The following is a 13816-nucleotide window of genomic DNA, read 5'->3' on the forward strand; positions in this document are numbered from 1 at the left end:
GCGGCGGAATGTCAGTCCAGAGCGTCCAGGGCGTCCAGCAACTGGTCCATGCGGTAGGGCTTGGGCAGCAGGCGCATGCCTTCCAGCGGCGGCAGGTTTTCCGCATAGCCCGTCGTCAACAGCACGGCGAGCTCGGGCCGCAGCAACCGGGCGACCTTGGCCAGTTCCACGCCATTCATGCCACCGGGCATGACGATGTCCGAGAACAGGATATCGATGGTGTCGCCATCCTGCAGCAGGGCCAGGGCCTGGTCGGCGCGCGAGGCCTGCAGCACGGTGAAGCCGCGTTCCTTCAGGCTGGCCGACACGGTGGCGGACACGGTGGCGTCATCCTCCACCACCAGCACGGTGCGCGTCTCTACCCGGTCGGCCGGGCGGGCCTCGGCCGGTGCCGGGGGCCGGCGGGGAGCGGTGGCAGCGCGGGGCAGGAACAAGGTGACCGTGGTGCCCACGCCCGGCACACTGTCCAGGTGGACGGTGCCGCCCGACTGGCGGGCGAAGCCATAGACCTGAGACAGGCCCAGGCCGGAACCCTTGCCCACCTCCTTGGTGGTGAAGAAGGGCTCGAACACGTGGGGCAGCACAGCAGGGTCGATGCCGGAGCCGGTGTCGGTGATGGCCAGGCGCACGAACTGGCCTTTCAGCGCATCCTCCGTCTGGTCCGGCGCCAAGTGCACATTTTCGGCCACGAAGCGCAGCACGCCGCCGTTGGGCATGGCGTCGCGGGCGTTCACCGCCACGTTCAGCAACGCCAGTTCCAACTGGGCGCTGTCGGCCATGGCTGGCCAAAGCCCTTGGGGCAGCACCATTTCCAACACAATGTCGGCGCGCAGGGCGTGCATCAGCAGCTGGCGCATGGTGCGCACCAGTTCGGCCACGTCCACCGGCTCGGGACGCAGGGCCTGCCGGCGGGCGAAAGCCATCAGCTGGCGGGTCAAACCGGCCCCCCGGTCGACCGCCTGCATGCCGGCGCGAATCAGGTCGCGGCTGCGATCATCCGGGGCCCGGCGCAACAGCATGTCCAGACAACCGGACACCGCCTGCAGCAGATTGTTGAAATCATGGGCGATGCCGCCGGTCAGACGGCCCACGGCCTCCATGCGGTGGGCCTGGAACAAGGCGGTGTTGGCGCTCTCCGCCTCCGCCACCGCCGCCCGCACCTTATCCTCCTGCTCGGCGCTGGAACGGGCCAGGCGCTGGCTGGCGTCGGCCAGCACCTGGGCTACGGCATCCGCCTCGGCCAAGCCCAGTGTCTCCGTCGGCACGGGAGCCCCACGGCCCAGCGCGGCCGCCCGGGCGGCCAACTGTTCCACCGGATAGGTGATGCCCCGGGCCAAGCGCAGGGCCAAGCCCAGGGCCAGCGCCAACAAGGCCACCGCCCCCGTCAGCGCCAACAACAGGCCACGCCAAGCCTCCCGCCCCAACTCGTCCCGAGGCGCGGCGACCGCCACGACCAGATCCTGGCTGGGCGTGCGCCGGAAAGAAACCATGGTCGGCATGCCCTCCAGCGACACGCCGGGCATGCGGCCCGATGTCTGCTTGGCATACGCCTCGACGAATTCCGGCCGGGCCTTCTGCCCGACGTAACGCTCGGGATCGCGGGTACGGGCGATGATGACGCCGGAGCGGTCGACGACGGCGCCGATCCAGCCGGCCCGCAGCTGCTGGTCCGTCAACAGCTGGGTGAATTCCGTCGATGGCATGACCAGCGACAGGATGTAGGCCGGGGCGCCATTCTGGAACACCGGCTCGTGCAGGGCGATGGCCTGCTGGTTGGTGAGGGTGCTGTTGAACAGATTGCCGACACGGCTGTGCCTCGCCTCCAGCGCGGCACGCAGGTTCGGACCCAACTGGCCGCCCGAGAGCGGCGTTCCCGGCGGCAGCGCGGTGTTCATCAGCACCCGGCCGTCGCTGGCCGACGCCAGACGGAACCAGTAGCCCTTGGGCAGGTCGATGGCCCTGGCCTGGGCTTCCAGCGCCGCGATATCCCCGTGCGCCAGGGCGGGAGACGCGATCAGCGCGCGCAAGTAGGCCTGGCTTTGCCCCAACTGCTGGTCCACCGCCAGGGCGAGCATGTGGGCCGTCTCATCAAGGTGGCGTTCCGCCACCCGGCGCTCCCGCGTGTAGGCCCCGCCCAGTAGCAGGGCGCCGCCCAGCAGGGGCGGCAACAACAGGGTGACGGCGGCCAGCAAAAGCCGCCCGCGCACCCCCAGCGCTGAAGAGGAGGTCCGGGCCGAGCGCTGAGGAGCGGCCACGCGCAGACCGGCCGGCGTCGGCATCGCGGCCGCGATGCCCCGTCCCCCCGCCGCTATGTCCTCGCCATCCGCCACGTCTCGATCCCTTCGCCGGGGTCTGGCCGCACGCCTACGCCGCATGAAGCCGCTGCCCGGTCCGCCGTCCATAGCCGGGGCGCCAAGCTAACCCGGCCATGCGCCCCTGACTAGAGGAGGTATTCCGTGCTGGGTGGCGCCGCCGGCCAGGATACGCCCAAAGGCAGAGCTTCAGTTCGTCGCCTTGGCAAAGTCCCCGGCACGGAAATAGGACAGCTTGTCCGGATCGATGCGGGTGCGCAGGGCCGACGCCACCTGTGCCGACGTCACCGCCGCCACCTTGGCTTCCATTTCCGCCGACCAGGCCATGGTGCGACCCAGGTAAAGGTTGGTGGCCAGCAGGCTGGCCAGGCGCGCATCCTCTGTCCGGCCCATGCGGAACTGATCCAGGAAACCGCTCTTGGCCTCCGCCAGTTCCTGGTCTGTGACACCGTCGCGCACCAGGCGTGCCAATTCCTCGCTGAAGGCCGTCTTCACCTTGGCCACGTTCTGGGGGGCGGCGATGGCCTGCAGTGTCAGCCGACCTACGTGGTCGATGGCCCCGACCGACAGGGCGGAGCCGGCGCCATAGGACAGGCCCTCCTTCTGCCGCACACGGTCGCCCAGGCGGGAATGCAGGGTGCTGCCCCCCAGGATGCGATTGGCAATCAGCAGGGCGGGGTAGTCGGGGTCATCCTCGGTCATGGCCAGGGGCAGACCGGCCAGCAGGATGGCGTTGGCCTTGTCCGGCGTCTGGATCACCTGGTCCAGGCCGGCCACCTGGGCGGGGGTCTCGGGAATGCGGGTGTAAGGCTGCGGCGCCACGAATCCGCCCAGGGCCGCCTGTACCAGCTGCGGCATGGCGGCGGCGTCGAAGTCGCCCACCACAGCCACCTGGGCCCCACGAGCGCCGTAAAAGGCGTGATAGAAGGCCTTCACCTCCTCCAGCTTCAGCGCCTTGATCTTGGCGATCCACTCGTCAACCGTGTCGATATGGCCGGGGTGGTCGGGCTGCGTCGTGTCGAAGGCCCGGTCGAAGGCGTTGCTGGCCAGGGACTGGGGATCGGTGCGGGACGATTCCAGATCGGAAATGGTGGCGGCGCGCCACTGCTCCAGTTCATCGGCCGGGAAGGCAGGCTCCCGCAGGATCTCGGACACCAGCGCCAGCACCTCGGCCACGTGCGCGCGGTCGGTACGCACGGCGATGCTGGTCTGCTGCGTACCGGACGAGATGGCCAAATTGGCCTTCATCTTATCCAGCAGGTCGGCGATCTGCTGGCGGCTGTGCTTGGTCGTGCCTTTCAGCAGCATGCTGGCCACCGCCTCGCACGCGGCGTCCTTCCCCGTCAGGCTGGCATCGTCGCCATAGCGCAGGCGGATCACCAGGTTTACCGCCTGCCCCCGGGCCGGCTTGGCCAGCAAGGCCAACTTGCCACCGTCCGCCAACTCCAGGCGCTGGGTATGGGTGTCGATGTTGGCCGGGCTGCTGTCGAACACGGTGTCGGCCACGGCCGCCTCCCGCCCCTTGTAGCCATCCACCAGGGACGCGGCGGTGGGCGCGACCGGGATGTCCACACGCTCCGGCGCCGCGGTCGGAATGAAGTGGCCCTCGGTGCGGTTGGCCTGGCGGAAATAGGTCTCCCCCACGCGCTGCACATCCGCCGTGGTCACCGCGGCGATGCGGTCGCGCCCCACGAACAGCAGGCGCCAGTCCCCTTGGGCGATGACATCGGTCAGGCTGAGCGCCACGCCGCCGGGGTTATCCATCAACTGGTCGTAATTCTTCAGCATGCGGGTCTTGGCGCGGTCGACCTCCTCGTCCGTGATGGGATGGTCGTGCACGCCCTCCACCACGCCCGTCATGACCGACAGCACCTTGGCGGCGTCGCCGCCCTTGGGCACCTCTGCCAGGGCCATGGCCAGGCCGGGGTCCACACGCTTTTCGGCCGAAGCCGACACGCCGGTGGCCAGCTTTTGCTCCACCAGCGCCTTGTGCAGGCGTCCCGAGGGCGTGCTGCCCAGGATGAAGGACAGGATGGACAGCGCGGCGCTGTCGGGATGGGTGGCGGCCGGGATGTGATAGGCCAGCCCCTCGTAACCCGTGTCGCCCACACGGCGCAGGGTGACGGACCGCTCGCCATCCTGTGCCGGTTCGACCGTATATTCCGGCGGCAGCGCCTCGGCCGGGTTCTTCAGCGCGCCGAAGGCCGCCTGCACGCTGGCCAGGGCCTTGGCCGGGTCGAACTTGCCGGCGATGACCAGGGTGGCGTTATCCGGCCGATAATAACGGTGGTAGAAGGCCTGCAGGTGGCCGATGTCCACGTTCTCCACGTCCGAGCGCGCGCCGATGGTGGAATGGCCGTAGTGGTGCCAGAGATATGCTGAGGAGTGCATGCGCTCCATCAGGATGCCGACGGGGTTGTTCTCCCGCATCTCCATCTCATTGCGCACCACCGTCATCTCGCTGTCGAGATCCTTGCGGGCGACGAAGGAATGGACCATGCGGTCCGCTTCCAGGCCCAGGGCCCAGTCCAGATAGTCCTGCCGTGCGTCGAAGGTCTCGTAGTAATTGGTGCGGTCCTCGGCCGTGGTGGCGTTGTTCTGGAAGCCGCGCTTCTGCGTTTCCTGGGGGATGTCGTGGTGATCGGGCGTGCCCTTGAACATCATGTGTTCCAGCAGGTGGGCCATGCCCGTCTCGCCATACCCTTCCATGCGCGAGCCGACGCGGTACACGACGTTGACGGTGATGGTGGACTTGGCCTCGCTGGGGAACAGCAGCACGCGCAGGCCGTTGGCCAGGCGGTATTCCGTGATGCCCTCGACGCTGGCGACCGCCCTGGGGGCGGCGAAATCGGCCTTGCCCGCCTTGGCGGGGGCGGTGACCTTGGGTTGGTCCGCGGCATACGCCACAGCGGGAACGAGAGCAGGCGCCATCAACGCGGACAGGGCGCAACTGGTGGCGAGGGCCGCCGCCAGGAAGGTCTTACCAGAGGCCAAAGTCGTCCCTTTCTTTCTCACCCGCACACACCCGCCGCAGGACACACCCTGCGGGGGCGCACCACAACATTGCCCACCGAATGGGCAGGCCGGCCAGTGTGCACGAGGCCGCATCGTCTGGGCAGGGAATTATCAGCGCACCCGCCCGCCCCATGTGGCGGCAGCGCAGGGCCTATCCGTTGCACGACCGCTACATCGACCGGCCTCCCCCGAACAGCATCGGGTTCGCACCCGCCCACCCGATGGTGCTATTCAGGAAGCCGGGCTATCGTGGCAGCGGCAAGCCGCTCACCATGAAGGCCAACGCGGCAACGGCCATGCACCGGGGCCGAACCATGACGACGAACTGGCATCCCCTGTGACCGACTCCCTGGTCGCCTGTCCTGAATGCGACGCCCTGCACGAACGGCGTGAGCTGGCGCCCGGCACCAAGGCCCGATGCGTGCGCTGCGGGGCCGTGCTCTACCGCCGCTCCTACCTGGAACCGGACCACCAGCTGGCGCTGGTGACCGCCGCCATCCTGATCTACCTGATCGCCAACAGCTTCCCCATCGTCGACCTTGAGATCCAGGGGCGCAGCAACAGCACCACCCTGGTCGGCAGCGTGCTGGCCCTGTGGCGGGAGGGGCGGGAGATCGTGGCCGTCCTGGTCTTCGCCACCACCCAGCTGTTCCCCCTGGTGGATTTGGGCGTCCTGTTCGCCCTGCTGCTCATGATCCGGCGGGACCGGCCAGCCCTGGCCTTCGCCCCCATGCTGCGCTTCCTGCAGGCGCTGCGGCCCTGGGGCATGATCGAGGTGTTCATGCTGGGCATCGTCGTGGCCCTGGTGAAGCTGTCCAACATGGCCGAGGTGGTGCCGGGCATCGCGCTGTGGGCCTTCGGCCTGCTGACCGTCCTGCTGGCGGTCATCCTGTCGCTGGACCTGCGCAGCCTGTGGCGCGCGGGCGAACGTGTCGTCGTGCGGCCAAGGCGGCGCCTCCGGCCCAAACAATCGGTGCATCCATGAGCGCGGCACCGACCACCTCCTCTTCGGAAGCACGCGTGACCACGGCGGCGCAAGCGGGTTTGGTCGCCTGTCCGCACTGCCATCTGGTATGCCGCGACACGGCCGCCCGGGATGGATACGGTGATGGCCGCGTCCGCTGCCCCCGGTGCGCCGGGCGGCTGCACCCGCGCAAGGTGGACAGCCTGTCACGCACCTGGGCGCTGCTGATCGCGGCCGCCATCCTGTACATCCCGGCCAACGCCTTCCCGGTGATGCAGACCTCCACCCTGCTCAGCACCCAGAACGACACCATCCTGTCCGGCATCCTCTATTTCTGGAACACCGGCTCGCCCGAACTGGCGGTGCTGATCTTCACCGTCAGCATCCTGGTACCGCTGCTGAAGCTGGCGACGCTCAGCACCCTGGCCGTGTCCATCCAGCGCGGCGCGCGAAGCCGCGCCGACCAGCGCGCCCGCCTTTACCGCATCGTCGAGTTCGTCGGCCGCTGGTCCATGCTGGACGTGTTCGTCGTGGCCCTGATGGTGGGCCTGGTGCACTTCCAGGGGCTGGCCGTCATCCAGGCCGGCCCGGGTGCGGCCGCCTTCGGCGCCGTGGTGGTGCTGACCATGCTGGCCGCCCACAGCTTCGACCCCCGCATGATCTGGGATCGCGCCCACCGCCCGCGCAGGGGGCGCGATCCCAAGAAACGACTAGTCTTCGGAACCCGCCATGGCTGAAACCACGCCCCCCGCCCCCCATCAGGACGACCTGCCGGAACCGGTGGTGGACTCGGGCCGCCGCTGGATCCCGTCCTTGGTATGGCTGATCCCGGCCATCGCCGCCATCGTGGGCCTGACCCTGGTGGTGAAGACGGTTTGGATGAAAGGCCCCAGCATCACCATCAGCTTCCTGACCGCGGACGGCATCGAGCCGGGCAAGACCAAGGTGAAGTTCAAGGACGTGGACATCGGCGAGGTCAAGGGCGTCACCCTCACCGACGACCACGCCCGGGTGCTGGTGACGGTGGAGCTGACCAAGGACGCCAAGGGCTTCGCCGTGGACGACAGCCGTTTCTGGGTGGTACGCCCACGCTTCGCCGAGACGGGCGTCTCCGGCTTGAATACCCTGCTGTCCGGGTCCTACATCGGCGTCGATGCCGGCAAGTCGGACAACCCCCGCAAGGAGTTCACCGGGCTGGAGGATCCGCCGGTGGTGGCTTCCGACGTGCCGGGGCAGCGCTATGTGCTGCACACCGACGACATCGGCTCGCTGGCGGCGGGATCGCCCGTCTACTACAAGCGCATCCCCGTGGGCCATGTCGAGCGCTACACCCTGGATGAGGATGGCCGCCACATCACCCTGCATGTCTTCATCAAGTCGCCTTACGACCATTTCATCACCAAGGACAGCAAGTTCTGGCACGCCAGCGGCGTGGACGTGCGCATCGACGGCTCGGGCCTTAAGGTGGATACCGAGGCGCTGGCCACCATCCTGATGGGGGGCATCGCTTTCGAGGATCCGCCGGACACGCCCATGACCCCGGCGGCGGCCGGCAGCCAGTTCTGGCTGGCCGCCAACCATGTCGACGCCATGAAGGCGCCGGAGGGCTACCACGTAGCCATGGTGATGCGCTTCCACCAGTCCATCCGCGGGCTGACCGTGGGCGCGCCGGTGGATTTCCGCGGGGTGGAGATCGGCAACGTCACCGGGGTGGGTATCGACTACGACCCGGCCACGCAGGACTTCACCTCCCGCGTCATGGTCAACATCTTCCCGGACCGTCTGGCTTCGTTCGAGCAGACGCTGCCGCCGGAAAGCGAGCGCGCCGCCCGGATGCAGCGCCTGGCAGAACTGGTGAACCGGGGCCTGCGCGCCCAGCTGCGCACCGGCAGCTTCCTGACCGGGCAGCTGTATGTGGCGGTGGACTTCATGCCCAAGGCGCCGCCGGTGCAGTTTAACCCCAACACCGATCCCGTGGAACTGCCCACCGTGCCGGGCGATCTGGAGGAGCTGTACCAGAAGGTGCAGGAGATCGTGGCCAAGCTGGACAAGATCCCCTTCGACGCCATCGGCGAGAACGCGCGCAAGGCGCTGGCCAGCGTGGACGGCGCCACCCGCCATATCGACGAGCTGGTGCAGCATGCCGACCACGACGTGCTGCCCGAAATCCGCGACAGCCTGAAGCAGATGGAACAGACCCTGGCCGCCACCCAGGCCAGCGTCGCGCCGGACGCCCCGCTGCAGCAGGACACCCGCCAGGCCCTGAAGGGCGTCATGGACGCCACCCGGTCCCTTAAAGCATTGAGCGACAGCCTGGAACGCCACCCGGAATCCCTGGTGCGCGGCCGGAAGGACAAGGACGAATGAGCACGAACCCCGCCCCGTTCCCCCGTTCCCTTTCCGCCCTTGCCGGCCTGACGGGCCTGGTCCTGCTGGCCGGTTGCGGCGGTTCCACCCCCATCCGCTACCACGCGCTGGCCCCGCAGCCGGCCGACGCGCCCGCGACCGGCGCCGCGCGGGTGTTGGTGGAGGTGTTGCCCGTGACGGTGCCGGAGCGGCTGAACCGCACCCAGCTGGTGCTGACCGATGCGGGCGGCCGGCTGGACGTGCGCGACGACGACCGCTGGGCGGCCCCGGTGGCGGATGAGATGCGGCTGGCGCTGGCCAACGCCCTGTGGCAGCGGCTGCGCGCCACCGACATCTATCAGGCGCCCGTGGCCCCCGCCCCCAATGGCCCGCCGCAGTACCGCTTGGCCCTGCGCATCGAGCGGTTCGACGCCACCCCCGGCGGCACCGCCGTGGTGGACGGCAGCTGGACCATGCGGCGCCTGCCCCAGGGGGCCGCCTCCACCTGCCGCGCCGGTTTCAGCCTGCCGGTGGCCGCCGCCTCATCCGACGCGGCCGCCGCCGCCCTGTCCAATGGCGCGGCGCAGCTGGCCGCCGCCGTGGCCGACAGCCTGGGCCGCCTGGACGCGGCGGCGCCTGGCGCTGCGTCCCCCTGCGCCGGCGGCGCGAACTGAGGGGATTGGCATCCTAACCCACAGCATAGGTCCGCGCTTTACCGATCCTTAATATGCTTAACGGAGTATTCGGCTTCATGGCGCCGTCCCTCCGAAAGTCCTCAAGCTGTCTGGTCGAGGACCAATTGATGGCGATGGCGCCCTGATTTTTGGGGGGCACCCGCGTTGAGGGCCCCCGCTAGGGTGAGGAGCGTCGAAGGCCATGAAAAACTTGTCCATCCGCCACAAGGTGATCCTGGCGTTCAGCGCCGTCCTGGGCATCACCCTGATCCTGGGCGTGGTCGCCATGATGCAGGCCGCACGCATGAACGCCTCCGCGATGGATATCCGTGACGACTGGCTGCCCTCCACCCGTGCGGTGGGACAGATCGTCCAGGCGACGGAGCGCTTCCGCTCGCTGGAGGGCTCCTATCTGCTGGTCAAGGAACCGGCCATGCGGGAAGAGGTGGAAAAGCGCTTCGCCGCGACCCTGGCGGACTTCGACAAGTCCTGGACGGCGTACCAGCCGCTGATCGGCGCCGGCGAGGAACGCGCCGCGGCGGACGACATCCAGCGCATCTGGAAGACCTATCTGGGCCTGCATGACAAGCTGCTGGCCACCGCCCACGACGGCAAGTTGGACGAGGCCGTCGCCTCCTTCCGGGGGGAGATGATCGACACCTTCACCAAGTTGCGCCAGGCGTTGAAGACCGACGCCGACGTTAACATGAAGGGCGCGGACGAGGCCGCCAAGGCCAACCGCGACAGTTATCAGACCGCCAAGGCGGTGGTCATCGGCGCGCTGATCCTGTCGCTGGCGCTGGGTGGCCTGGCCGGCTTCGCGCTGATCCGCCTGGTGTCCAAGCCGCTGGATGACATGACGGGCGCCATGGGCCGCCTGGCCGACCATGACCTGTCGGTGCAGATCCCCGGCGCCGACCGCCTGGACGAGATCGGCCGCATGGCCGCCGCCGTCGCCGTCTTCCGCGACAGCATGATCCGCGCCGATGAGTTGGCGGAGCAGGCCCGGCAGGAACAGTTGCGCCGCGAGGCGCGGGTGCGCCTGCGCGAGCAGTACATTGAGGAGTTCGACAAGGTCTCCACCGAGCTGGTCAACTTCGTCGCCCACGCGTCGGAGGAACTGGGCCAGACGGCCGCCCGCCTGACCCAGATCGTGGACGGCAACCGCCGCCAGGTCCAGGCCGTGGCCACGGGCGCCGAAGAGGCCTCCACCAACGTGCAGACGGTCGCCGCCGCCACGGAGGAGCTGACGGCCTCCATCGGCGAGATCAGCCGCCAGGCCCTGCAGTCCGCCACCGTGGCCGACGAGGCCGTGCGCCAGGCCGAGCGGACCGACGCCACCGTGAACGGTCTGGCCGAGGGCGCCCAGCGCATCGAGGCGGTGATCAGCCTGATCCGCGAAATCGCCAGCCAGACCAACCTGCTGGCGCTGAACGCCACCATCGAGGCGGCCCGGGCGGGTGAGGCCGGCAAGGGCTTCGCCGTCGTCGCCACCGAAGTGAAGGCCCTGGCCAACCAGACCGCCAAGGCGACCGAGGACATCGGCGCCCAGGTGGCCGCCATCCAGCAGGAGACGACGGACGCCGTCAGCGCCATCCGCCAGATCCAGTCCACCATCCGCGACATCGGCGCCGGCACCTCCGTCATCGCCGCCGCGGTGGAGGAGCAGGGTGCGGCCACGCGGGAAATCACCCGCAACGTGAGCGAAGCCTCCAAGGGCACGGTACTGGTCTCCAACAACATCGGCGCAGTGGCCGAGGCCTCGGAAGAGACCGCAGCCGCCTCGGTCCAGGTGCTGGGTGCCTCGCAAAGCTTGGCCAAGGAATCCGCCCGCCTGCAGGAGGCCGTGGCTGACTTCTTCGCCAAGCTGCGCGCCGCCTGAAGCCAAGGCCAGGCCAGGGGCGGCGGACCGCCGCGTCTGGCCCTTCCCCTCTAATCCGGCATGTCCGGGGCGGCCATCGCCGGCGCCTTCTGGAAGAAGATGCTGACCGATCCGATTTCGACGCCCCATTTGGTGACGTGGGCCCGGTTCAGCAGGACGCCGCCGGGTTGCAGGAACATCCAGTCATCGAAGGCGACGCGCATGGTGCCGTCGCCGACCTTGAGATCAAGGCGGTAGGCCCAGTTGAAGGCGTTGCCCGATGCCACGCCCCGCGCCACGCCCACGACATCGCCGGTGGTCCCCTCATAGCGGTCCGGCGCCACCCGCCGCACCGTCCAGGTCCGCTCCTCCCGTTCGCCGTCGTTGTACAGAAAGCGTTCGTGGAGGATCAGGGCGCCGTCCTGGCGGGTGCCGTCGATGTCGACGGTGAATTGGCGGCGCACCTTGCCGAAACGATCCTCGAACAGTCCCCAGGCCTTGGTATGGCCGGTGAAATAATCCTCCAAGACCAGCGGCGGCGTGCCGCTCGCGAAATCCTTGGGCGCCATCCCGGCGCAACTGGTGAGCAGGGGTGCGCACAGCAGCGCGGCGCAAATCCGTCTCCACATCTCAAACCCTTTCCCGGCCTGCCCAGGACCCGTCGTCCCTGGCGCCGGACGATACGGTGAAGGAGGCGCGGCGGATCATGGCCGGACCGGACGACAGGCGCCAAAGCGGCCCTTTCGCGATGCCGGCCGATCAAGATGATGACGGAAGCGCTATGCAGTCCTTTGGGGGAAATCATGACACATGTCCGTCGTCGCTCAGCCAGCCTGGGCTTGGCCCTGCTTGCCGGCATCCTGGCAGTCGCCAAGGTCATCCCAGCGGATGCCGGGACCGGCGCGCCGGACTACCACCCCTCATTCAAGCCCGGCCAGTTGAAGGGGCCGCCGGCGGGCAAGGCCAACGAGGTGCTGGTGCTCGGCACGCCGCATCTGTCGGGTCTCAAGGGCGAGTTGCGGCCGGATATGCTGGAACCCCTGCTGGCCCGCCTGGCAGCCTGGCATCCGGACGCCATCGCGACCGAGGACATGTCCGGCCTGCAGTGCGACAGCCTGCGCCGTTATCCCACCCGCTATGCCTCGACCGTCGCCGACTACTGCCCAGACCCCGGTCCCGCCGGGAAGGCGACCGGACTGGACGTGCCCGCCGCCAACGCGGAGGCGGAACGGCTGCTGGCCGCATGGCCGGCCGCCCCCACCCCTGCCGACCGGCGACACCTGGCCGCGATCTTCCTGGCGGCGGGGGAGCGGAGCTCCGCCCTGGTGCAATGGCTGCGCCTGCCGGTGGAGGAGCGGCACGACGGCGACGGGCTCACGCCCGACCTGGTGGCGGCGCTGGAGCGGGCCAAGGACCGCCGCAACGAAACCAACCTTATCTCGGCCGTGCTGGCGGCGCGGCTGGGCCTGGAACGGTTGTGGAGCGTGGATGACCACAGCGCCGACTTCCCCGATCCGCCGGACGCAAACGCCTATGCCGCCGCCATCACGCACGCCTGGGACAATCCTGTCGCCAAGGCGCGCCGGGCGGAGGATGAGCGGCTGGAGGCAGGCGTCGCCAAACCAGACGGCCTGATGACCCTGTATCGCGCATACAACGCGCCGCAGGCCGCGCTGCAGGCCTATCAGGCGGACTTCGGTGCCGCCCTGCGGGAGCCGTCGCCCCAGGGATTTGGCCGGAATTACGTGGGGTATTGGGAGACGCGGAACCTGCGCATGGTCGCGAACATCCGCGACGTCCTGGGCCAGCACCCCGGCACCCGCCTGCTCGCCATCGTCGGCGCGTCACACAAAGGGTATTACGAGGCCTACCTGGACCAGATGCACGACCTGCGCCTGGCCGACACGCGGGAGGTGCTGCGCTGACGTGCATACAGGCGCCGCCTCAAGCAAAATGTCGTTTTCAGCCTTAAGTGAGACGATAAATATAACTCATCCTCTTGCGATTATCGATAACTAGGAGTGGTTATCATCTATAAGTGAGATGATATCACAACCATCTTTCTTTTGGAGTCCGGCCCATAAATAAGTTGGGCGATATCAGTCACTTGTGACTCGTTCTGTTTGCGAAGACGAGAACGGATCCCAAGGTTATGCGGACTGACCCGAAGGGCAGCGAAGCAAAATCACCCGTCGTCAGTATCGGCGGGACCACCTGAAGTATGCAAGCAATCTGACGAACGAAGAGTGGGCAGTCCTGTGCCCGGCCCTACCTGGACCAAACAAGCGGGGCCGTCCTCGTGAAGTCGAACTGCAGTCGGTGGCGCAAACGATCTTCTATGTGCTGGAGGGCGGGTGCGCGTGGCGGATGCTGCCGGACAGCTTTCCGCCGCGCACGACGGTTCAGCGTTATTTCTACGCCTGGCGGAGCGATGGGCCGTGGAAGCGGGTGAACCATCTGCTGTTGATGCGTGCGCGAGAAGGGATGGGCCGTGAAGCGAGCCCCAGTGCCGGGGTGATCGACAGCCAATCGGCCAAGACTATGCAGGCTGGAGGTGCGCGCGGGTATGACGCGGGCAAGAAAGTGAAGGGTCGCAAACGCCATATCATCACGGATACCAACGGCTTGCTGGTCGGTGCCGTAA

General features: G+C 68.3%; 9 protein-coding genes and 1 pseudogene. 7 read left to right on the top strand and 3 right to left on the bottom strand.

Features of this window, described 5'->3' with window-relative positions; genetic code table 11:
• Window positions 1–11: 11 nt before the first annotated feature.
• Both P5F91_RS26095 and P5F91_RS26100 read right to left on the bottom strand, forming a co-directional pair.
• Window positions 12–2330: an ATP-binding protein gene (locus P5F91_RS26095; protein WP_186454678.1), complete on the bottom strand. Its 2319-nt coding sequence runs from the start codon at window positions 2328–2330 to the stop codon at window positions 12–14.
• Window positions 2331–2501: 171 nt separating this feature from the next.
• Window positions 2502–5306: a M16 family metallopeptidase gene (locus P5F91_RS26100; RefSeq protein WP_277908674.1), complete on the bottom strand. Its 2805-nt coding sequence runs from the start codon at window positions 5304–5306 to the stop codon at window positions 2502–2504.
• Between the two features lie 358 nt (window positions 5307–5664).
• Between P5F91_RS26100 and P5F91_RS26105 the strand changes: the two genes are divergently transcribed.
• The 5 genes from P5F91_RS26105 to P5F91_RS26125 all read left to right on the top strand — a co-directional run bounded on the left by P5F91_RS26105 (window position 5665) and on the right by P5F91_RS26125 (window position 11193).
• A complete protein-coding gene (locus tag P5F91_RS26105) occupies window positions 5665–6312 on the top strand; it encodes a paraquat-inducible protein A (protein WP_145610130.1) in 648 nt (215 codons plus the stop codon).
• Window positions 6309–7028: a paraquat-inducible protein A gene (locus P5F91_RS26110; protein ID WP_145610131.1), complete on the top strand. Its 720-nt coding sequence runs from the start codon at window positions 6309–6311 to the stop codon at window positions 7026–7028. Before P5F91_RS26105 ends, P5F91_RS26110 begins: the two co-directional genes overlap by 4 nt.
• Window positions 7021–8658, top strand: a complete 1638-nt coding sequence (locus tag P5F91_RS26115) for a PqiB family protein (RefSeq protein ID WP_145610132.1) — start codon at window positions 7021–7023, stop codon at window positions 8656–8658. The genes P5F91_RS26110 and P5F91_RS26115 overlap by 8 nt, the downstream gene beginning before the upstream one ends.
• A complete protein-coding gene (locus tag P5F91_RS26120) occupies window positions 8655–9311 on the top strand; it encodes a PqiC family protein (protein ID WP_145610133.1) in 657 nt (218 codons plus the stop codon). Before P5F91_RS26115 ends, P5F91_RS26120 begins: the two co-directional genes overlap by 4 nt.
• A gap of 202 nt (window positions 9312–9513) precedes the next feature.
• Window positions 9514–11193 carry a methyl-accepting chemotaxis protein gene (locus P5F91_RS26125; RefSeq protein WP_277908675.1) on the top strand — a complete coding sequence of 560 codons (1680 nt, stop codon included), beginning with the start codon at window positions 9514–9516 and terminating at the stop codon, window positions 11191–11193.
• A 50-nt stretch (window positions 11194–11243) separates the two neighbouring features.
• Here the strand turns inward: P5F91_RS26125 and P5F91_RS26130 are convergent, their stop codons facing one another.
• On the bottom strand, window positions 11244–11801 hold the full coding sequence (locus P5F91_RS26130; RefSeq protein ID WP_277908676.1) for a DUF3833 domain-containing protein: 558 nt from the start codon (window positions 11799–11801) through the stop codon (window positions 11244–11246).
• A gap of 174 nt (window positions 11802–11975) precedes the next feature.
• On the opposite strand from P5F91_RS26130, the gene P5F91_RS26135 reads away from it, so the two are divergent.
• Window positions 11976–13097 carry a DUF5694 domain-containing protein gene (locus P5F91_RS26135; RefSeq protein WP_277908677.1) on the top strand — a complete coding sequence of 374 codons (1122 nt, stop codon included), beginning with the start codon at window positions 11976–11978 and terminating at the stop codon, window positions 13095–13097.
• 259 nt (window positions 13098–13356) lie between these two features.
• Window positions 13357–13809: pseudogene (locus P5F91_RS26140) on the top strand (IS5 family transposase); the annotation flags it as partial.
• Window positions 13810–13816: the final 7 nt, after the last annotated feature.

It is taken from the genome of Nitrospirillum amazonense, from assembly GCF_029594735.1.
Lineage (GTDB): Bacteria > Pseudomonadota > Alphaproteobacteria > Azospirillales > Azospirillaceae > Nitrospirillum > Nitrospirillum amazonense.